Source organism: Nocardiopsis sp. NRRL B-16309, assembly GCF_001279585.1.
GTDB lineage: Bacteria > Actinomycetota > Actinomycetes > Streptosporangiales > Streptosporangiaceae > Nocardiopsis.
The window spans coordinates 1-20,535 of the sequence record NZ_LGEC01000004.1; the positions used below are offsets into that span (position 1 = coordinate 1).

The following is a 20,535-nucleotide window of genomic DNA, read 5'->3' on the forward strand; positions in this document are numbered from 1 at the left end:
CATCGCCCCAGGGCCCTTCCGGGGGGAGTGGGGCTTCCCCCCTCAACGGAGACGCTGCGCGTCCGGACGCCCCTGACCGTCGCCCGCCATCGCCCCAGGCGCCCGGCGGCGACGGACGCATCACCGTGGACCACCTGCCGGCCGACCTCACCCGCGCGCTCTACCGCCACATGCGGACCGCACGCGACCTCGACACCGAGGCCATCGCCCTGCAGCGCCAGGGCGTCTTCCCCGCCTACGTCTCGGTCCGGGGGCAGGAGGCCGCCCAGGTGGCCAGCGCCACCGCCCTGGACTCCACCCGCGACTTCGTCTTCCCGACCTACCGCGAGATGGCCTCCGCCCTCGCCTACGGCGTCGAGATGGTCGGCTACATGGCCAGCCACCGCGCCCTCTGGCACGGCGGCCTCTACGACGTCATGGCCTCCCGCTTCGGAGCCGTCAACGCCGTGGTGGGCGGTCCCGTCCCGCACGCGGTCGGCTGGGCGGTGGGCGAGCGGCTGCGCGGCGACGACGGCGTGGCCCTGGCCTACTTCGGCGACGGCGCCAGCTCCGAGGGCGACGTCCACGAGTCGATGAACTTCGCCGGCGTCTTCCGGGCCCCGGTCGTCTTCTTCTGCCAGAACAACCAGTGGGCGCTCTCGGTCCCGAACGACCGCCAGGTCGCGGGCGGCTCGGTCGCCGCGCGCGCTGACGGCTACGGACTGCCCGGCGTCCTGGTCGACGGCAACGACGCCGGAGCCGTCTACGAGGCCACCGCCGAGGCCGTGGCCCGTGCGCGCCGGGGGGACGGGCCCACCGTCATCGAGGCGCTCACCTACCGCGTCGAGCCGCACTCGACGTCCGACGACCCCTCCCGCTACCGCGACGGCGCCGAGACCGCCCGCTGGCGCGAGCGCGACCCCGTTGAACTCCTGCGCCGGGCCCTGCTCGCCGCCGGGCACGCCGCTGAGGAGGACCTGGCCGAGGACGACGCCCGCGCCCGCGAGCAGGCGGCGCGCATCCGCGACGGCGTGGCCGCCGCACCCGAACCGGACGGGTCCGACCTGTTCACCCACGTCTTCCGGGAGACCACCGAGGAGCTGTCCCGGCAGCGCCGCACCTGGAAGGAAGAGGTCGAGCTGTGACCGAGCTGATCGAGCGCGACGACGCCGCCACCGAGCCCCCGACGGTCGAACTGTCCATGCAGCAGGCGATCAACCGCGCCCTGCGCGTCCTGCTGGCCGAGGACCCCGCCACCCTCGTCTTCGGCGAGGACGTCGGCGCCCTCGGCGGCGTCTTCCGCGTCACCGACGGCCTGCAGAAGGAGTTCGGCGACCAGCGCGTCTTCGACACGCCCCTGGCCGAGTCCGCCATCATGGGGATGGCGGTCGGCCTGGCCATGAACGGCTGGCGGCCCGTCCCCGAGCTCCAGTTCGACGGCTTCGCCTATCCGGCCGTCGACCAGATCGTCAACCAGGTCGCACGGATGAACTACCGGACCCGCGGGGCCGCGCCCATGCCGATCACCCTGCGCCTGCCCTCCTTCGGCGGGATCCAGGCCCCCGAGCACCACGGGGAGAGCCTGGAGGCGCTCTTCGCGCACACGCCCGGGCTCAAGGTCGCCGCGCCCTCCGACGCCGCCGAGGCCTACAGCCTCCTGCTGCAGTCGGTGCGCAGCGACGACCCGGTCGTCTACATGGAGCCCAAGGCGCGCTACTGGGACCGCGGGCCGGTCGAGCTGCGCGAACCCACTGATCCCATCGGCACCAGCCGCATCGTGCGCCACGGACGCCACGCCACGCTCATCGCCTGGGGCGCGATGGTGCACCGGTGCCTGAAGGTGGCCGAACTGGCCGCCGAGGACGGCGTCGACCTGGAGGTGCTGGACCTGCGCTGGCTCAAGCCCATCGACGCCGCCGGGCTCGCCGCCTCCGTCTCCCGGACCAGGCGGGCGGTGGTCGTGCACGAGGCCCCGCTCACCGCCGGACTGGGCGCCGAGGTGGCCGCGCTGGTCACCGAGAACTGCTTCCGCGACCTGGCCGCGCCGGTCCAGCGCGTCACCGGATTCGACGTGCCCTACCCCGCCGGACCCCTGGAACCGCAGTACCTTCCGACCATCGACCGCGTCCTGTTCGCGGTCCAACGGACCCTGGAGTACTAGACCGACCATGGCAGAAGAGAACGTCACCTTCACGCTTCCGGACCTGGGCGAGGGCCTGGTCGAGGCGACCGTCCTGGAGTGGCAGGTCGCCGTGGGCGACCGCGTCGAGCGCAACGCCCCGCTGGTGGAGGTGGAGACGACCAAGTCGGCCGTGGTCATCCCCTCGCCCAAGGAGGGGCGCATCGTGGAACTGCACGCCGCCGAGGACGAGGTCGTGGCCGTGGGCGCGCCCCTGGTCACCTTCGCCGTCGCGGCGGACGCGCCGCAGGCGGGGATCGTGGGGCGCGTGCCCACCGAGGAGGCCAGGCCGGCCCGCCGCGTCCGGCTCAGGCCGCCCGCGGACTGACATTTTCGGCGGCCGCCCGGGCTGGACGTGTCCACAAACCGGGCGGCCTTCCCCGTCCATGCTTTTGTAGGAACGTCTGAATGGCCCGGCGGATTTTTCGGATCATTCCCCAACCCCGGCAAAGGACAGAAGGAAACATGACCGCGAATCTCGCCGGAGACGTAACAATGCGCTATGTGGATTTGCGGCCGGAGGAGCCGGGTGAGGCGGTCCCCGTCCTTCTCCTGCACGGTTTCGGCACCACCTTCGACATGAATTGGCGTGCCACGGGCTGGACGCAGGCCCTGGCGGACGCCGGCCGCCGTGTCCTGGGGCCCGACCTGCGGGGCCACGGCGCCACTGACAAGCCCACCGACAGCGGCTCCTACCTGCCCGAACGCTTCGTCGCCGACCTGGTGTCGATGCTCGACGAGCTGGGCGCGGACCGGGTGGACGCGGTCGGCTACTCCATGGGCGCGCGCCTGGCCTGGGAGCTGGCCCTGCGGCACCCCGCGCGGGTGCGCTCCCTCGTCCTGGGCGGCTTCGGTCCACGCGACGCCTTCGCCGGCACCGACCTGTCCGATCCGGGCTCGGGCGACACTCCCTTCGACCACGTGTTCCGCACGGTCGCCGCGCTCCCGGGCAACGATCCGGCGGCCCTGGCCGCCTGCGCCCGGGGCCAGGCCGCGCGCCCCTTCAGCGCCGATCCGCCCCCCGTCGGCGCGCCCGTCCTCCTGGCCGCCGGGGCCCGGGATACCCTCGCCGCGGGCGCGGAGGACCTGGCGTCGCACTGCGGCGGGACGTACGTGGAGATCCCGGGGAGGGACCACGCCAACGCGGTCTCCTCGCGGGCCTTCAAGCGGTCCGTCGTGGAATTCCTGGGGGAGCGGGCCCCCGCGCGGGGGCCCGGCACGGCTCCACCGGTTGGGTAGTCCGGTCTAGACCGGTCGCCGTGACATGCGTCTCGGCACGTTCGGTGACCTGCCGGGCGCGCGGGGTGGTAATGGCTGCCAGGAAGGGGGAACAGGAGGTCGAAAACGGTGTCCCGAATCCAGGTTGGCCCGCCTGAGTGTGCTCTTGGTAACTTCCGAGTAAGGACCCGTGTCGCTCTGCTCTCGCCTTCATAACAACTCCGCCCGTTGGTTAGGTGTACTTTCGGCCAGCGGATATTGTCCGGCAGCAGAACTCAGGTCGGTTCCGCGCGAATGTGGGCCGCTGAGAGGGCGAAGGGGAGAGTTACCGAAGTGAAGCGCAGCAACGCAGCCAAGTTCGCCGCGATCGCGGCAGCGAGTGTGCTGGCCCTCACCGCATGCGACAGCCCGGCCGAGGAGAGCGGCTCCGAGGCGGAGGGCGAGGAGTCCTCCGACGTCCGTGTGGGTCTGGCCTACGACGTGGGCGGTCGAGGGGACCGCTCGTTCAACGACTCCGCCTACCGCGGTCTGGAGCGCGCGGCCGATGAGCTGGGCGTGGAGACCCGCGACTTCGAGCCGAGCGACGGCGAGGCCGAGTCCGCCAAGGCCGAGCGCCTGGCCACCATGGCCGAGGAGGGCTTCGACGTCGTCATCGCCGTCGGGTTCGCCTACGCCGAGTCCGTCGAGTCCGTGGCCGCCGACTACCCGGACGTCCACTTCGCGATCGTGGACTCCGAGATCGAGGACATCGACAACGTCACCAGCCTGGTCTTCGCCGAGGAGCAGGCCTCCTTCCTGGCCGGTGCCGCCGCGGCGCTGTCCACCGAGGAGGACCACGTCGGCTTCATCGGCGGCGTCGAGACCCCGCTGATCCAGAAGTTCGAGGCCGGGTTCGTCCAGGGCGTCGAGCACGTCGACTCCGACGTCGACGTCGAGATCGACTACCTGAGCCAGCCGCCGGACTTCAGCGGCTTCTCCGACCCGGCCCAGGGCCGCGAGGCCGCGCAGGCCCAGTACGACCGCGGTGCCGACGTCATCTACCACGCGGCCGGCGCCTCCGGCAACGGTGTCCTGCAGGCCGCCGAGGAGAACGACTTCCTCTTCGTCGGCGTCGACAGCGACCAGTACGAGAACGCCGAGGAGTCCCAGAAGCCCTACGTCCTCACCTCCGCCATCAAGCAGGTGGACGTGGCCGTCTTCGAGATGATCGAGTCCGTCGTGGAGGGCGAGCCGCAGTCGGGCATCCAGCGCTTCGACCTCGCGGACGGCGGTGTGGACTACACCACCTCCAACGAGGAGCTGATCAGCCCGATCCAGGAGGAGCTGGACGGACTCAAGCAGGAGATCATCGACGGCGAGATCGAGGTCTCGTCCACGCCGTAGCGTGAACCGTGCGCGGCCCGCACCAGGGGGGACACCCCCGCGCGGGCCGTCGCGCACCCGAGGGCGGCACCGGGCACGGGAGGGATCCCGCGGCCGGTGCCGCCCCGGTCGCCGTTCCGCGCCGGCGGCGGGCACGCCCGGAGCAGGCCCCGCCCCGCCGCGATTCCCACAAGGAGACAGATGAGCAGCACGCCATCGGGCGTGGAGACCTCCGGTCCTCCCGCCGTTGAGCTGCACGGGATCACCAAGCGTTTTCCCGGCGTCGTGGCCAACCACGACATCGACATCACCGTGGCTCCCGGTACCGTGCACGCCATCGTCGGCGAGAACGGGGCGGGCAAGTCCACCCTGATGAAGACCCTCTACGGCATGCACCGCCCGGACGAGGGACGCATCCTCATCCGGGGCCAGGAGGTGCGCTTCCACTCGCCCTCCGACGCCATCCGGCACGGCATCGGCATGGTGCACCAGCACTTCATGCTGGCCGACAACCTCACCGTGCTGGAGAACGTGGTCCTGGGGGCCGAGCGCGAGTACGGCATCGGCCGCCGCGCCCGGGCCCGCATCCAGGAGCTGTCCGACCAGTACGGGCTAGGTGTCGACCCCGACCGCCTGATGGAGGATCTGGGCGTCGGCGACCGCCAGCGCGTGGAGATCCTCAAGGTCCTCTACCGCGGCGCGAAGACCATCATCCTCGACGAGCCCACCGCGGTGCTGGTCCCGCAGGAGGTCGACGAGCTCTTCGACAACCTGCGCGAGCTCAAGCGCGAGGGCCTGACCGTCATCTTCATCTCGCACAAGCTCGACGAGGTCCTGTCCGTGGCGGACGAGATCACCGTCATCCGGCGGGGCACCACCGTGGCCACCGCCGATCCCGGCTCCACGACCGCCCGCGAGCTGGCCACGCTGATGGTCGGCGGCGAGCTCCCCGTCCCCGAGCTGCGCGAGTCCACGGTCACCGACCACGTGGTCCTGTCCCTGGACGGGGTCACCGTCGCCGCCCCCGACGGCCGGCCCGTGGTGGACGGCGTCAGCGTCGACATCCACAAGGGCGAGATCGTCGGCATCGCCGGCGTCGAGGGCAACGGCCAGTCGGAGCTGATCGCGGCGATCATGGGCATGCGCCCGGTCGCCTCCGGCTCCATCGCCCTGGAGGGCCGGGACATCACCGGCTGGTCCACGCTCAAGGTGCGCGAGGCGGGGGTCGGCTACATCCCCGAGGACCGCCACCGGCACGGCGTGCTGCTGGAGTCCCCGCTGTGGGAGAACCGCATCCTGGGCCACCAGACCAAGGCGCCCAGTGTGCGCGGGCGCTGGATCAACAGGGCCGGGGCGCGCGCCGACTCCGAGCGCATCGTCGAGGAGTACGACGTGCGCACGCCCAACATCGACGTGATCGCCGACGCGCTCTCCGGCGGCAACCAGCAGAAGTTCATCATCGGCCGGGAGATGAGCGGCGCGCCGCGCTTCCTGGTCGCCGCGCACCCCACCCGGGGTGTGGACGTGGGGGCCCAGTCCGCCATCTGGGAGCAGCTGCGCGAGGCCCGCGCCGCCGGGCTGGCCGTCCTGCTGGTCTCGGCCGACCTCGACGAGCTGATCGGCATGTCCGACACCCTCCACGTGATCCTGCGCGGCCGCCTGGTCGCCCAGGCCGACCCGACCACCGTCACCCCCGAACAGCTGGGCTCGGCCATGACCGGCGCCGGCCTGCACGGGGAGGACGGTCCGACAGAAGGTGACAGCGGTGCTGACGGTGCAGACGGTGCCGACCGACGCGAGAACGGGGGCGGAGCATGACCGACGCTGACCGTCCCACCCGGACCCTGCCGGGCCCCGCCGCCCTGGCCATCGCCGCCGTGCTGGGCACGGCGGTCACCTTCGTCGTCGACATGGGGCTGCTCTGGTGGGCCGCCCTCATCATCGGCGTCGTCGTGGCCTTCGCCTTCGTGGTCCTGACGCGCGACATGGTGCCGGAGGAGTTCCGGGCCGGAGCCGACGGCACCCGGGAGGAGGGCACCGCCCTCCACAACACCCTGGTCGTCCCGATGGTCCTGGTGCTGTCCCTGGCCGGCGGCCTGCTGTCCGCCTGGCTGCTGGACCTGCAGCTCATCGAACCGGTCGCGGCCGCCCTGGGCGGCCTCATCGGCTCCGCCCTGGCGTTCGTGCTGTTCCACCGGCTGGGCGCGATGCTCGCCCTGTCCTTCGCGGCGGTCCTGGTCGCCGGCGTGATCGCCACGGGCGTCACCGCCGCCGTCCTGTTCTTCAGCGGGATCCCCCCGACGGCGACCTTCGCCCGCATGCTGGAGTACGGGACCCGGCCCGACAGCATGGTGCAGATCATCAACGACAGCACCACGTACTACCTGGCCGCCGTCGCCGTGGCGATCGGCTTCAAGATGAAGCTGTTCAACATCGGTGTGGACGGCCAGTACCGGCTCGCGGCCCTGCTCGCGGCGGCCGTCGGCGGCTACCTGATCCTGCCGCCGGTCATCAGCCAGATCGTCGTCATCGCCACGGCCGTGGCCGTGGGCGGCGCCTGGGCGGGGATCGCCGGGTACCTGAAGGTGGCGCGGGGCGTGTCCGAGGTGATCTCCACGATCATGCTCAACGCCATCGCCACCGGTATCACCGCCTACCTGCTCAGCACCGACCGCCTCGCGGTCCAGATCAGCACCAACAACATCGGCACCCCGCCGATGGAGGAGTCCGCGTGGGTGCCCGGCATCCCCGCGGGCTTCCTCGGCTCGGACAACGAGATCTTCGGTCTGGTGTTCCTGGCCGCCGCGGTCGGTGTCGCCTACTCGGTGATGCTGAACCGCACGCGCTTCGGCTTCGAGCTGCGGGCCACCGGCCAGTCGCAGTCGGCCGCCGAGGCCAGCGGCGTCAACGTCAAGAAGATGGTGTTCCTGTCCATGCTCTTCTCGGGCATGGTCGCCGGGCTGGTGGGCCTGCCCCAGCTGCTCGGGAGCTCGCACTACTACGCGCTGGACTTCCCGACCGGGATCGGCTTCATCGGCATCGCGATCGCGCTGCTGGGCCGCAACCACCCGGTCGGCATCGTCTTCGCCGCCCTGTTCTGGTCCTTCCTGAACCAGGCGGCGGGCATCCTGCCCTTCGACGCCATCCCGCAGGAGATCGCGGTCATCGCGCAGGCCACCATCGTGCTCACCGTCGTGGTCGTCTACGAGGTCGTGCACCGTTGGGGCCGGCGCTACCAGCAGCAGCAGATCGGTCGACAGCTCGGCGGCACCGTCGAGACCACGGGTGGCGGTGAGGCGAAGTGAGCCAGGAACTCGACGTGATGGAACCGGTGCGCAGGCCCGCGGGCCGGCCCTCAGGATGGGGCCGTTGGCGCCTGCTGTCCCTGGTGGGAGCGGTGTTCGTGTCCCTGGCGGGGCTGCGGGTCATCACCGGCCAGGACATGCTCACCGACGCGGGCACGATCAACACCACGCTCACCTTCGCGGTGCCCATCGGCCTGGCCGGTCTGGGCGGTCTCTGGGCCGAGCGCGCGGGCATCATCAACATCGGCCTCGAAGGCATGATGATCCTGGGCACCTGGTTCGGCGCCTACTTCGCGTGGGCCTTCGACAACCCGTGGATCGGCCTGCTCGCGGGCATCCTGGGCGGCATGGCGGGCGGCCTGCTGCACGCCGTGGCCACGGTGACCTTCGCCGTCGACCACATCGTCTCCGGCGTGGCGATCAACATCCTCGCGCTCGGCGCGATGCGCTACATGTCGATCCTGCTGTACTCGGACGTGCCCGGCGCGGGCGCGGCCCAGTCGCCGACCACCCCGGGCTTCCCGACGCTGGGCCTGCCGTTCGTGGGCGAGGCGTTCGGACCGCTCGCGGACCGCGGCTGGTTCCTGGTCAGCGACCTCGCCTCGCTGGTGGTCGGCCTGACCACCCGGATGTCGGCGCTGACGCTCGTGGCGCTCCTGATGATCCCGCTGACCTACCTGGTGCTGTGGCGGACCGCGTTCGGTCTGCGGCTGCGCTCGGTGGGTGAGAACCCCGACGCCTCGGAGTCCCTCGGTGTCCGGGTCTACAGCCTCAAGTACGTCGCGGTCGTGGTGTCCGGCGGCCTGGCGGGCATGGGCGGCGTGTTCCTGGCGCTGGTGGCCTCCAACATCTACCAGGAGGGGCAGACGGGCGGACGCGGGTTCATCGGTCTGGCCGCGATGATCTTCGGCAACTGGCGCCCCGGCGGCGTCGCCATGGGCGCCGGCCTGTTCGGCTACACCGACGCGCTTCAGCTGCGCGGCGGAGGCGAGGCCATCCACGCGCTGCTGCTGCTCCTGGCGGCGGTGCTGCTGCTCGTGGCGGTCTGGCAGGTGCGCAAGGACCGCAAGGGCATCGCCGTCGCCAGTGTGGTGGCCGGTGTGCTGCTGCTGGTCTGGTACTTCACCACCGACTCGCTGCCGCGCGAGCTGGCGACCTACAGCCCGCACATCACCACGCTGCTGGTGCTGTCGCTGGCCTCCCAGCGGCTGCGGCCGCCGGCGGCCATCGGCAAGCAGTGGAGGGCGAGCCGCTCATGACCGACACGTCGCCGGAGCCCGGCTCCGTGGACTGGGCCGGGCTGCGCGAGGCAGCCCGGGAGGCCATGGGACGCGCCTACGCGCCCTACTCGCGGTACCCGGTGGGTGCGGCGGCGCTGGTCGACGACGGCCGGGTGGTCACCGGCTGCAACGTGGAGAACGCCTCCTACGGGGTGGGCCTGTGCGCCGAGTGCGGACTGGTCAGCGCGTTGCACGCGACCGGCGGCGGGCGGCTGACCGCGTTCGCCTGCGTCGACGGGCGGGGCGAGGCCCTGATGCCGTGCGGGCGCTGCCGCCAGCTGCTCTTCGAGCACGGCGGTCCGGACCTGCTGATCGACACACCCGAGGGGGTCTGGACCCTGGACCGGGTCCTGCCGCAGGCCTTCGGACCGCACAACCTCGCCTGATCCCTACTGGGCGTCTCCCCGGCGGTGCCGGGGAGACGCCCTTCTTTCGTTCACGAAGGGCACTGACATGGACGTCATCGAGGTCATCCGCGCCAAGCGCGACGGGGCGGAGCTGAGCCCGGAGCAGATCGACTGGGTGATCGGCGCCTACACCCGCGGCGAGGTCGCCGAGGAGCAGATGTCGGCGCTGGCCATGGCGATCTACCTGCGGGGGATGAACCGGGCCGAGGTCAGCCGCTGGACCCTGGCGATGCTGGCCTCCGGCGACCGGCTGGACTTCTCCGACCTGGACCGGCCCACGACCGACAAGCACTCGACCGGCGGCGTCGGGGACAAGATCACGCTGCCGCTCACCCCGACCGTCGCCGCCTGCGGGGCGGCCGTGCCGCAGCTGTCGGGGCGCGGGCTCGGCCACACCGGCGGCACGCTGGACAAACTGGAGTCCATCCCCGGGTGGCGGGCGGAGCTCTCGCCCGAGGAGATGCGCGGGGTCCTGGACGCCACCGGCGGAGTGATCTGCGCGGCCGGTCCGGGGCTCGCCCCGGCGGACCGCAGGCTCTACGCGCTGCGCGACGTCACGGGCACCGTGGAGTCCATCCCGCTGATCGCGGCCTCCATCATGAGCAAGAAGCTCGCCGAGGGCACCGGTTCGCTGGTGCTCGACGTCAAGGTGGGGTCGGGCGCGTTCATGAAGGACGTCGCCTCGGCCCGCGAACTGGCCCGCACGATGGTGGACATCGGCAACGACAACGGGGTGCGCACGGTCGCCCTGCTCACCGAGATGGGCACCCCGCTGGGCCGCGCGGTGGGCAACGCGCTGGAGGTGGCCGAGGCCGTGGAGGTGCTCTCCGGCGGCGGCCCGGCCGACGTCGTGGAGCTGACCGTGGAGCTGGCGCGCGAGATGCTCGCCGCGGCGGGGCTCACCCCCGGCGAGAACGGCGTGAAGGACCCGGCCGAGGCCCTGCGCGACGGCAGCGCGCTCGCCTCCTGGGAGGCGCTGGTGCGGGCCCAGGGCGGCGACCCGGCGGCGCCGCTGCCGGTGGCGGCCGAGCGCCGGGTGGTGCTCGCCCCCGCCTCGGGCACGCTCACCCGGCTGGACGCCTACCAGGTCGGGCTGGCCGCCTGGCGCCTGGGCGCGGGCCGGGCCCGCAAGGAGGACGCGGTGTCCTTCGGCGCCGGGGTGACCCTGCACGCCAAGCCCGGCGAGGGGGTGGCGGCGGGCGAACCGCTGTTCACCCTGCACGCCGACGAGCCCGAGCGCTTCGACCGCGCCGCCCAGGCCCTGGAGGGCGCCTTCGACATCGGGGCCGACGTCCCCGTCGAGGAGCGCCCCCTGGTCATCGACCGCATCGCCTGAGGCCCCGCCCGCCGGGCCCCAGGCCCGGGTCGTCGCCTGCCACCGCGGCAGGGCGCCGGATCCGGCCGTCACTGCCGGGGCGCCGGGGCCTGCCAGGCGTCAGACTCGGGCCGTCGGGTCGGCCGCTCGCGAGAGCCGGCGGCCGGCCTCGACGGCCTCGCGCGCTCCGGCTCCGGCGGGCCCGGTGGCGGGCGTCAGGCGCCTGCGGTGACCCGGATCTTCGACTGGCCGTGCGGCCGTTCCTCCCAGTCCGCCATGAACCGGGCGGCGAGCCCGTGCCGCTCGGCGAGGGACACCAGCGTGCTCGTCCGGTAGTAGAAGTCCTCCCGCAGGACGTGGTGCTCCTTGCCCTCCGTGCGGTCGAAGGTGAAGTCGAAGAACCCGCCGGGGGCGAGGACGCGGCCGACGTGGGCCAGGCACTCGTCGATCACCTCGATGGGCGAGTGCGAGAAGACGCTGTGCGCGTGGATCACGTCGAAGTGATGTTCGGGGAGGAAGTCGAAGGTGAGGTCGCGGGTGACGGTCAGGTGGGGCAGCTTGTCCTGGAGCCCTCGTGCGACCAGCTCCTTCTTGGCCTCGATCACGATGTCGGGCGAGATGTCGATCCCGTAGTAGTGGTTGGCGTCCAGGTAGGAGATGACGTGCCAGCCGGCCCGCAGGTTTCCGCAGCCGATGTCCAGGAACCGGTGTTCCGGCCGCAGTCCGTGCTCGACGAGGTAGTCGAACTGCATTCGGCCGAGTGCGAGCCACCGCTCCTCGTTCCGGCTGCCCACGGCGGCTCTGGGGTCGCGCGCGGTGTCGGAGGCCATCACCGCCCGGTAGTAGGCGACGTGGTCGCGGTGGAGGAACCGCAGCCGCAGATCGCGCGCCCCGCGTCGCACGTAGGGCAGGACCCGGTCCGGATGGCGCGCCGCCTGCCGGATCCTGTGCAGCCAGGAGGCGCGGTTCACACGAAGGGATGCGCTCGTCCGCGTCGACATGGGTGTCCCTTTCGGAGCCGTTTCCGGTGCCGTCGCACCGCCTGCACGGTTCCGGTTGTAGCAGGTGCGACCCTCTTGGGGGCGGACGTGCGGCCCCGCGCGGGTGTCGCGGGGGACACGACGGGCCCGGCTCGACCGAGCCGGGCCCGTGATGTCGGTGTCAGCCCGTCGGCAGCATCGGCGGCTGCTGCACGCCGACCGGGACCATGACGTAGGTCGCGACCGCGACGGCGAGGAACAGCAGACCGGTGATCAGCGTCGCCGTCGCCGTCCACCGGGACCAGTCACGGGTGCCCGGGCCCGCCAGCACGAGGGCGAGCACCGCGAAGAGCACGGTGATCAGGGCCATCGCGCCGCTGGTCACGATCTGCGTGTTCAGCTGGGCCACCTGGGCGGCGGCGACCTGCTGCTCACCGATGGAGACCACGGTGGCGAAGAGCTCGACGAGTCGGCCCGAGAGCATGGTCAGCACGAGCAGGAAGGCCGCGACCAGGCTGAAGGTCTCCGTGGAGAACGCGCCGCCGGGGCGGGGATCGGCCATGGGCGCGACCGCGGGCCCCGCCGGTTCGGGCGCGGGCTCCTCGATCACTTCCGTCTCCTCCGCGGTCACCTCCTCCTCGGTGGCCGGCTCGGGCTCGAAGGTCGGGCCGTTGGCGGTCGCCGCGTCCGCGTCGGGCTGTGGCGTGTTGTCGGTGGGCCTGTTGTTATCCGGTGAGGTGCTCACGCCGCCAACGTACCTACGACCTTGGATAAACCACGCCTAAGAATCGCCTGATGACCCAGAGTGAGGGTCTTTCGCCGAGGGTCACGCGCTCACCGGCCACGGGTCCGTCCGGTTCCGCGGCGCGGAACCACAGGGCCACGGCTCCCGGGAACCCGGGCCCGCTAACCGGCGGCGGGGACGCTCACCAGGGTCACGACGGCGAGGATGACGAACACCGTGCCCGCCAGCACCGTCGCCGAGGCGCCCCACCGGGCCCAGGCCCGGGTCCGTGTGTTGCCCATGAACAAGGAGAGCGCGCCGACCAGCACGGCGAGAGCGCTCAGCCCGCCCGCCACGGTGATCTCGGCGTTGAAGAGTGCGACCTCCTCGGCCGTGGCCGTTCCGGCGTCGGTCAGCCCGAACCAGGCGAACAGCGTGAACAGGCGCGAGTTCACGATCACGGGTCCCAGCAGGAGCAGTCCCAGCCCGCTGAAGCTCTCCGCGGAGAACACCCCGCCCAGGGCGGGTGCGGGGGAGAACGGCGCGCCCGAGACGAAGGCTCCGCTCGCGTCCGGCGCGTCGGTGGAGGAGGACGCGGCGGAGGGAGCGGGAGCTTCGCCGGACGAGGTGGAGGCGCCGTCGGACGTGTCGGGGGAATCGGGGGAAGCGGAAGAGGCGGAGGCCTCACCGGGGGAGGCGGGAGAGCCGTCAGCCTCACCGGGGGTGCTCGTGTCTTCCTTGGAGGTACTCACGGCGCCAAACTACCGTGCCGCCCTCCCCTCGCCCGAGGGGAGCAACCCACTCTGTGTGGCCACATTCGGCCATAACGTGATCACTCCGGGCAAAACAATCACGGATGCTTGTTTTTTGGTGTGTCCGGTGTCACTCTCATCTCCATGACTGCGACACCAGCGCCCCCGCTGCGGGTCGGGAACGCCTCCGGCTTCTACGGAGACCGCCTCGCCGCCGTCCGCGAGATGCTCCAGGGCGGACCGGTCGACGTCGTCACCGGCGACTACCTGGCCGAACTGACGATGGCCATCCTCGGCCGCGACCAGCTCGCCGACCCCTCCCGCGGCTACGCCCGGACGTTCCTGCGCCAGATGGGCGAGTGCCTCGCGTTCGTCATGGAGCGCCGGATCAGAGTGGTCGCCAACGCGGGCGGCCTCAACCCCCGCGGACTCGCCGAACGGCTCACCGAGCTCGCCGAAGGGCTCGGCTTCGACCCCCGCATCGCCTGCGTCACGGGCGACGACCTCCTGCACCGCGCGGAGGAGCTGCACCTGGGATCGCCCCTGACCGCCAACGCCTACCTGGGGGCCTTCGGCATCGCGGCCTGCCTCGACGCGGGCGCCGACATCGTGGTCACCGGACGCGTCACCGACGCCTCCCTGGCGGTGGGGCCCGCCATCTCCCACTTCGGCTGGACGGGCGCCGACCTGGACGCCCTGGCCGGAGCCACGGTCGCCGGACACGTCATCGAGTGCGGCGCCCAGGCCACCGGCGGCAACTACGCGCTGGCCGACGACCTGCTGGGCGCCGGACACCGCCTCGACCACCCGGGCTTCCCCGTCGCCGAGATCCACGCCGACGGCACGTCCGTCATCACCAAGCACCCGGGCACCGGCGGCGCGGTCACCACCGGAACCGTCACGGCCCAGCTCGTCTACGAGGTCGCCGGCCCCCGCTACCCCGGGCCCGACGTCACCGCGCGCCTGGACACCGTCCGCCTCACCCAGGAGGGGCGCGACCGGGTCCGGATCAGCGGCACGCGCGGGGAAGCGCCGCCGCCCGACCTCAAGGTGGGCCTGACCGGCCTCACGGGCTTCCGCAACGAGGTCGAGTTCCTCATCACCGGGCTGGACGCCCGTGCCAAGGCGGACCTCGCCGAGGCCCAGCTGCGCGCGGCGCTGGACCACCGCCGCCCGGGCGACCTGAGCTTCGAGTTCGTGCCCGCCGAGGACCCGCACGGAGCCACCCAGGACGCGGCGACCGCCCGCCTGCGCGTGGTCGCCCGCGACCACGACCCCGCCACCGTCGGCCGCTCCTTCGGTGCCGCCGCGGTCGAACTGGCGCTGGCGAGCTACGCGGGCTTCCACCTCACCGCGCCGCCGCGCGAGGCCCGGCCCGACGGGGTCGCCGTCACCCACGCCCTCGTGCCCGCCGCCGAGGTCGAGCACACCGTGGTGCTGCCCGACGGGGACCAGGCCGCCGTGCCGCACCCGGTCCGCACACGGATCCTCACCGAACTCCCCGAACCGCCGCTGCCGCCGCCCCCGCCCGCCGCGTCGCCACTGCGCGAGGCACCCCTGGGCGCGGTCCTGGGCGCGCGCAGCGGCGACAAGGGCGCCGACGCCAACCTGGGCGTGTGGGCGCGCGACGAAAGCGCCTGGCCCTGGCTGGCCCACACCCTCACCACCGACCTCCTGCGCGACCTCCTGCCCGAGACCGCCGACCTGAAGATCACCCGTCACCTGCTGCCGAACCTGCACGCCGCCAACTTCTGGATCGAGGGGCTGCTGGCGCCGGGAAGCGCACGGCGCGAGGGACCGGACCCCCAGGCCAAGGGGCTGGGGGAGTGGCTGCGCGCCCGGCGCGTCCTGATCCCCGAGGACCTACTGCCGCCACCGCCGCCCCCCGAAGGCGAGGTGCGTCGGCCGTGACCGCCCCTCCCACCCCCGGAGAGCCCATGGCCCCAGTGATCACCAGCCGCTTGGACACCTCGGCGCCCGCCTACGCCGAGGCCCGGGAGTCCATGCTCGCCCAGCTCGCGGAGATCGACGCCGAGCACGCCAAGGCCCTGGCCGGCGGCGGAGAGCGCTACGTCGAACGCCACCGCGCCCGCGGCGGCCTGCTGGCCCGCGAACGGATCGAACTGCTCCTGGACCCGGGCAGCCCCTTCCTCGAACTCTCGCCCCTGGCCGCCTGGGGCTCCGACTTCCACGTCGGCGCGAGCGTGGTCACCGGCGTCGGTGTCGTCTCCGGCGTCGAGTGCGTCGTCGTCGCCAACGACCCCACCGTGCGCGGCGGCTCCAGCAACCCGTGGACCCTGCGCAAGTCGGCCCGGGCCGCCGAGATCGCCGGGGCCAACCGGATGCCGCTGATCAGCCTGGTGGAGTCGGGCGGCGCCGACCTGCCCACCCAGAAGGAGATCTTCGTCCCCGGCGGACGCACCTTCCGCGACCTGACCAGGCTCTCCGCCGCCGGGGTGCCCACCATCGCCCTGGTCTTCGGCAACTCCACCGCCGGGGGCGCCTACATCCCCGGTATGAGCGACCACGTGGTCATGGTGCGGGACCGCTCCAAGGTGTTCCTGGGCGGACCGCCGCTGGTCCGGGCGGCCACGGGCGAGGACAGCGACGACGAGTCCCTGGGCGGGGCGCGGATGCACGCCGAGGTGTCCGGGCTCGCCGACCACCTGGCCGAGGACGAGCGCGACGCCCTGCGCATCGGCCGCCGGATCGTCGCCCGGCTGAACCACCGAAGACCCGCGGGCGCCCCGCGCCCCCGCGGCCCCGCACCCGAACCCCTCCACCCCGCCGAGGAACTCCTCGGCGTGATGCCGCCCGACCTGCGGGTGCCGGTCGATCCGCGCGAGGTCATCGCACGGATCGTCGACGGCTCGGCGTTCGACGAGTTCAAGCCCTCCTACGGCCGCGGCCTCGTCACCGGCTGGGCCGACCTGCACGGCTACCCGGTCGGCGTCCTGGCCAACGACCACGGCGTTCTGTTCAGCGCCGAGGCGCACAAGGCCGCCCAGTTCATCCAGCTCGCCAACCGCGCCGACACCCCGCTGGTCTTCCTGCACAACACGACCGGCTACATGGTCGGCCGCGAGTACGAGCAGGGCGGCATCATCAAGCACGGCGCGATGATGATCAACGCCGTCTCCAACAGCACCGTCCCGCACTTCTCCGTGCTCATCGGCGCCTCCTACGGCGCCGGCCACTACGGCATGTGCGGGCGCGCCTACGACCCCCGCTTCCTGTTCGCCTGGCCCAGCGCGCGCTCGGCCGTCATGGGGCCGCGCCAGCTCGCCGAGGTCCTGTCGATCGTGGCCCGCCAGTCCGCGGCCCGCCGGGGCGAGCCCTTCGACGAGGACCAGGACGCGGCCCTGCGCGAGATGGTCGAACGGCAGATCGAGGCCGAGTCGCTGCCCCTGTTCCTGTCCGGCCGGGTCTACGACGACGGCGTCATCGACCCGCGCGACACCCGCACCGTCCTGGGCCTGTGCCTGTCCTTCGCCCACAACGCACCCGTGACCGGCACCGACCGCTTCGGCGTCTTCCGCATGTGAGGCCAGAGTGAACGACCTACCCGGGCCCGTGCCCGCCACCGCCACCGTCACCACCCTGCTCGTCGCCAACCGCGGCGAGATCGCCCGCCGGATCCTGAGCACGTGCCGGGCCCTGGGCATCGCCACCGTCGCCGTCCACGCCGACACCCCCGAGGAGGCCGCCGCCGCGCACGTGGCCGAGGCCGACACCGCGGTCCGCCTGCCCGTCCCCGCCGGCCGGGGGCCGGTCGCCGCCTACCTGGACCCCGACGCCCTGGTCGCGGCGGCCCGCACCGCCGGTGCCGACGCCGTCCACCCCGGGTACGGGTTCCTGTCCGAGAGCCCCGCCCTGGCCCGCGCCGTCACCGCGGCCGGACTCACCTGGGTGGGGCCCACGGCCGAGGCCATCGAGCGGATGGGCGCCAAGACCCGCGCCAAGGCCCTCGCCCGTGAGGCCGGGGTACCCGTCGCCGCCGCGCTGGACCCCGACGACGTGCGCCCCGAGCACCTGCCGGTCCTGGTCAAGGCGGTCTCCGGGGGCGGGGGCCGCGGCATGCGCGTGGTCCGCGACCTCGCCGACCTGCCCGCCGAGGCCGCCGCCGCCCGCACCGAGGCCGCCTCGGCCTTCGGCGACCCGGCCGTCTTCTGTGAGCCCTACGTCGAACGCGGGCGCCACATCGAGGTGCAGATCCTGGCCGACGCCCACGGCACCGTCTGGGCCCTGGGCGAGCGCGACTGCTCGGTGCAGCGCCGCCACCAGAAGGTGATCGAGGAGACCCCCGCCCCCGGCCTGCCCGACGCCCTGCGCACGCGCCTGCACGAGGCCGCCCGCGGCCTGGCCCGTTCCATCGGCTACACGGGCGCCGGGACCGCCGAGTTCCTCGTGCCCGTCGGCGAGGGCGCCGACCCCCTGGGCGAGCCCGTCTTCCTGGAGATGAACACCCGCCTGCAGGTCGAGCACCCCGTCACCGAGTGCGTCACGGGCGTGGACCTGGTCGAGTGGCAGATCCGGATCGCCGAAGGGGAGCCCCTGCCGCCGGGCGGCCCGCCCGCCCCGCGCGGGCACGCCGTCGAGGCGCGCCTGTACGCCGAGGACCCCCTCGACGACTGGCGCCCGCGCACCGGGACCCTGCACGCCTTCGACGTGCCCGCCGCCACCGTCCGCCGCGCCCCGCTCACCGTGCCCGGCGTGCGCCTGGACAGCGGCGTCGAGCCCGGCGACACCGTCGGCACCGACTTCGACCCCCTGCTCGCCAAGGTCGTGGCGTTCGGGCGCGACCGCCGCGACGCCGTGCGCCGCCTGGTCGCCGCACTGGCCACCGCCCGGATCCACGGCGTGGGCACCAACCGCGATCTGCTCGTGAGGGCCCTGCGCCACCCCGCGTTCGCCGACGCCCACACCGAACCCGCGCGGCTGCACACCGGACACCTGTCCGGGGACCGGCTCACCGCGCTCGCCCAGCCGCTGGCCGACCCCGCGGCCCGCAGCCTGGCCGCGCTCGCGGCCACCCTGGCCGAGGCGGAGGCCACCCGCACCGGCGCCACCGTCCCCGCGGGCGTGCCCGCCGGATGGCGCAACCTGCCGTCGCAGCCGCACACGCGCCGGTACGCCGTCACCGGCGGGAGCCCCGACGCCTCCGCGGGGGACGCCGCGGGCGGCCGTGTCGCCGGGGGAGCGTCCCGCACGAACGGAACCGGAGGGCGCGGTACCGGCGATGCGGCGGGCGGGCACGGCGCCGAAGCCCGTGCCGTGGGGGCGAACGGGCGTGACGGCGATCGTCGTGCCGTCGGGAAGGGCGGGCAGGGCGCCAGCGGGAGCCTCGGCGCCAGCGGAGGGCGCGCTGCGGGCGACCGCGCCGCCGACGGGCTGACCACCACCACCTCCTACCGCACCGCACGCGGGGCCCACGTCCCCGACCTGCCCGGCGTGCGGGTGGTCTCCGCCGCCGCCGGCCACGTGGTGCTGGAGGCCGACGGCCTGCGCCACGCCTTCACCGTCCACCGCGCGGGCGGCGAGGTGTACGTCGACTCGCCCCTGGGCTCGGTCACCCTCACCCCCGTCGACCCGCTTCCGGTCCCCGAGCCCGCCGTCACTCCCGGCGCCCTGCCCGCGCCCATGCCCGGCACCGTCATCGCCGTGGACGTGTCCGTGGGGGAGAAGGTGCGCGAGGGCCAGACCCTCCTGCGCCTGGAGGCCATGAAGATGGAGCACCGCGTCACCGCGCCCGCGGCCGGCGCCGTCCGGGAACTCCCGGTGGCGGCCGGGCAGCGGGTGCCCGCCGGGGCGCTCCTCGCCGTCCTCGACCACGACGTCCTCGACCACGAAGGGCCGAATCCGTGACCGCTGCCATGACCTTCAACGAGCCGGCCGAACGCGTCGCACTGCGTTCGGCCGTCGCCGCACTGGCCGCCGAGTACGGCTCCGACTACTACAGAGCCAGGGCCAGGGAGGGCGCCTACCTCACCGACCTGTGGCGGGCGGCCGGCGGCCTGGGCTACCTGGGCGTCAACATCCCCGAGGAGTACGGCGGAGGCGGCGGGGGCATCGGCGACCTGGCCGCCGTCCTGGAGGAGCTCAGCGCCGCCGGGTGCCCCACCCTGATGATGGTCGTCTCACCCGCCATCTGCGGCACGGTGCTGTCCCGGTTCGGCACGGGCGACCAGCGCCGCCGGTGGCTTCCCGGCCTGGCCACCGGCGAGACCATCATGGCCTTCGCCATCACCGAGCCCGACGCCGGATCCAACGCCCACAACATCACCACCACCGCCCGGCGCGACGGCGGCGACTGGGTGCTGAACGGGCGCAAGACCTTCATCTCCGGCGTCGACGTGGCCGACGCGGTCCTGGTCGTGGGCCGGATCCAGGACGAGTCCACCGGCCGGCTCGGCGCCGCGCTGTTCACCGTCCCCACCGACGCCCCCGGTTTCGAGGCCCGGCCCATCGAGATGGACCTGGTCAGCCCCGACCACCAGTTCCAGCTGTTCATGGACGACGTGCGACTGCCGGGCGACGCCCTGGTCGGCGACCCGGACGCGGGGCTGCTCCAGCTCTTCGCCGGACTCAACCCCGAACGCATCATGGCCGCCTCCCTGGCCACCGGCTCGGCCCTGCACGCCCTGGACCGCGCGGTGGCCTACGCCAAGGACCGCAGGGTCTGGCGTGACACGCCGATCGGTGCCCACCAGGGGCTGTCCCACCCCCTCGCCCAGGTGAAGATCGAGCTGGAGCAGGCCCGCCTGATGACCCAGCACGCGGCCCTCCGCTACGATTCCGGCGACGACCCGGGAGCGGGCGAGGCGGCCAACATGGCCAAGTACGCCGCCGCCGAGGCGTGCGTGCGCGCGGTGGACCAGGCCGTCCAGACCCTCGGGGGCAACGGCCTGGCCAGTGAGTACGGGCTCGGCGCGGCGATCGCCGCCGCGCGTTTGGCGCGCATCGCCCCGGTCAGCCGGGAGATGGTGCTCAACTACGTGGCCCAGCAGTCCCTCGGCCTGCCCAAGTCGTACTGA

17 protein-coding genes are annotated in these 20,535 nt (G+C 73.1%); 14 read left to right on the forward strand and 3 right to left on the reverse strand.

The features are described 5' to 3' along the window. Positions 1–125: 125 nt before the first annotated feature. The 10 genes from ADL05_RS02330 to ADL05_RS02375 all read left to right on the forward strand — a co-directional run bounded on the left by ADL05_RS02330 (position 126) and on the right by ADL05_RS02375 (position 11,066). Positions 126–1,124, forward strand: a complete 999-nt coding sequence (locus ADL05_RS02330; RefSeq protein ID WP_053615177.1) for a thiamine pyrophosphate-dependent dehydrogenase E1 component subunit alpha — start codon at positions 126–128, stop codon at positions 1,122–1,124. After that, positions 1,121–2,140, forward strand: coding sequence for an alpha-ketoacid dehydrogenase subunit beta (locus ADL05_RS02335; protein WP_053615178.1), 1,020 nt, complete (start codon positions 1,121–1,123; stop codon positions 2,138–2,140). The genes ADL05_RS02330 and ADL05_RS02335 overlap by 4 nt, the downstream gene beginning before the upstream one ends. Before the next feature lie 7 nt (positions 2,141–2,147). Further along, on the forward strand, positions 2,148–2,486 hold the full coding sequence (locus ADL05_RS02340; protein ID WP_053615179.1) for a biotin/lipoyl-containing protein: 339 nt from the start codon (positions 2,148–2,150) through the stop codon (positions 2,484–2,486). 137 nt (positions 2,487–2,623) lie between these two features. Further along, entirely contained in the window at positions 2,624–3,397 is a 774-nt protein-coding gene (locus tag ADL05_RS02345) for an alpha/beta fold hydrolase (protein WP_053615180.1), read from the forward strand. Between the two features lie 312 nt (positions 3,398–3,709). Then, positions 3,710–4,759: a BMP family protein gene (locus ADL05_RS02350; protein WP_053615181.1), complete on the forward strand. Its 1,050-nt coding sequence runs from the start codon at positions 3,710–3,712 to the stop codon at positions 4,757–4,759. Between the two features lie 180 nt (positions 4,760–4,939). After that, positions 4,940–6,556 (forward strand): ABC transporter ATP-binding protein, encoded by a 1,617-nt coding sequence (locus tag ADL05_RS02355; protein ID WP_053615182.1) that lies wholly within the window; start codon positions 4,940–4,942, stop codon positions 6,554–6,556. Continuing rightward, the gene (locus tag ADL05_RS02360; protein WP_053615183.1) at positions 6,553–8,043 is read left to right on the forward strand and encodes an ABC transporter permease; all 1,491 of its coding nucleotides are present in this window, start codon (positions 6,553–6,555) and stop codon (positions 8,041–8,043) included. Before ADL05_RS02355 ends, ADL05_RS02360 begins: the two co-directional genes overlap by 4 nt. Next, positions 8,040–9,302: an ABC transporter permease gene (locus tag ADL05_RS02365; protein ID WP_053615184.1), complete on the forward strand. Its 1,263-nt coding sequence runs from the start codon at positions 8,040–8,042 to the stop codon at positions 9,300–9,302. Before ADL05_RS02360 ends, ADL05_RS02365 begins: the two co-directional genes overlap by 4 nt. Beyond that, positions 9,281–9,709, forward strand: coding sequence for a cytidine deaminase (locus tag ADL05_RS02370; RefSeq protein ID WP_053615185.1), 429 nt, complete (start codon positions 9,281–9,283; stop codon positions 9,707–9,709). Before ADL05_RS02365 ends, ADL05_RS02370 begins: the two co-directional genes overlap by 22 nt. A 67-nt stretch (positions 9,710–9,776) precedes the next feature. Next, positions 9,777–11,066, forward strand: coding sequence for a thymidine phosphorylase (locus ADL05_RS02375; protein WP_053615186.1), 1,290 nt, complete (start codon positions 9,777–9,779; stop codon positions 11,064–11,066). A gap of 194 nt (positions 11,067–11,260) precedes the next feature. Here the strand turns inward: ADL05_RS02375 and ADL05_RS02380 are convergent, their stop codons facing one another. The 3 genes from ADL05_RS02380 to ADL05_RS30235 all read right to left on the reverse strand — a co-directional run bounded on the left by ADL05_RS02380 (position 11,261) and on the right by ADL05_RS30235 (position 13,501). Continuing rightward, complete coding sequence (locus ADL05_RS02380; RefSeq protein WP_053615187.1) at positions 11,261–12,046, reverse strand: class I SAM-dependent methyltransferase; 786 nt, start codon at positions 12,044–12,046, stop codon at positions 11,261–11,263. A 160-nt stretch (positions 12,047–12,206) separates the two neighbouring features. Then, on the reverse strand, positions 12,207–12,770 hold the full coding sequence (locus tag ADL05_RS02385; RefSeq protein WP_053615188.1) for a hypothetical protein: 564 nt from the start codon (positions 12,768–12,770) through the stop codon (positions 12,207–12,209). 161 nt (positions 12,771–12,931) lie between these two features. Beyond that, on the reverse strand, positions 12,932–13,501 hold the full coding sequence (locus ADL05_RS30235; protein ID WP_053615189.1) for a hypothetical protein: 570 nt from the start codon (positions 13,499–13,501) through the stop codon (positions 12,932–12,934). Between the two features lie 144 nt (positions 13,502–13,645). Between ADL05_RS30235 and ADL05_RS02395 the strand changes: the two genes are divergently transcribed. The 4 genes from ADL05_RS02395 to ADL05_RS02410 are packed head-to-tail and all read left to right on the forward strand — an operon-like array spanning position 13,646 to position 20,535. Next, positions 13,646–15,412: an acyclic terpene utilization AtuA family protein gene (locus ADL05_RS02395; protein ID WP_231640577.1), complete on the forward strand. Its 1,767-nt coding sequence runs from the start codon at positions 13,646–13,648 to the stop codon at positions 15,410–15,412. Between the two features lie 26 nt (positions 15,413–15,438). Next, the gene (locus tag ADL05_RS02400) at positions 15,439–17,046 is read left to right on the forward strand and encodes an acyl-CoA carboxylase subunit beta (RefSeq protein ID WP_053615191.1); all 1,608 of its coding nucleotides are present in this window, start codon (positions 15,439–15,441) and stop codon (positions 17,044–17,046) included. A gap of 7 nt (positions 17,047–17,053) precedes the next feature. Then, positions 17,054–19,366 (forward strand): biotin carboxylase N-terminal domain-containing protein, encoded by a 2,313-nt coding sequence (locus tag ADL05_RS02405; RefSeq protein ID WP_053615192.1) that lies wholly within the window; start codon positions 17,054–17,056, stop codon positions 19,364–19,366. Continuing rightward, entirely contained in the window at positions 19,363–20,535 is a 1,173-nt protein-coding gene (locus tag ADL05_RS02410; protein WP_053615193.1) for an acyl-CoA dehydrogenase family protein, read from the forward strand. Before ADL05_RS02405 ends, ADL05_RS02410 begins: the two co-directional genes overlap by 4 nt.

What these genes read in the sequence shown, in the direction of transcription:
- ADL05_RS02380 (WP_053615187.1), bottom strand. Translation starts at nt 12,046, where the DNA reads ATGTCGACGCGGACGAGCGCATCCCTTCGTGTGAACCGCGCCTCCTGG.
- ADL05_RS02395 (WP_231640577.1), top strand. Translation starts at nt 13,646, where the DNA reads ATGACTGCGACACCAGCGCCCCCGCTGCGGGTCGGGAACGCCTCCGGC.
- ADL05_RS02360 (WP_053615183.1), top strand. Translation starts at nt 6,553, where the DNA reads ATGACCGACGCTGACCGTCCCACCCGGACCCTGCCGGGCCCCGCCGCC.
- ADL05_RS02400 (WP_053615191.1), top strand. Translation starts at nt 15,439, where the DNA reads ATGGCCCCAGTGATCACCAGCCGCTTGGACACCTCGGCGCCCGCCTAC.
- ADL05_RS02340 (WP_053615179.1), top strand. Translation starts at nt 2,148, where the DNA reads ATGGCAGAAGAGAACGTCACCTTCACGCTTCCGGACCTGGGCGAGGGC.
- ADL05_RS02345 (WP_053615180.1), top strand. Translation starts at nt 2,624, where the DNA reads ATGACCGCGAATCTCGCCGGAGACGTAACAATGCGCTATGTGGATTTG.
- ADL05_RS02375 (WP_053615186.1), top strand. Translation starts at nt 9,777, where the DNA reads ATGGACGTCATCGAGGTCATCCGCGCCAAGCGCGACGGGGCGGAGCTG.
- ADL05_RS02355 (WP_053615182.1), top strand. Translation starts at nt 4,940, where the DNA reads ATGAGCAGCACGCCATCGGGCGTGGAGACCTCCGGTCCTCCCGCCGTT.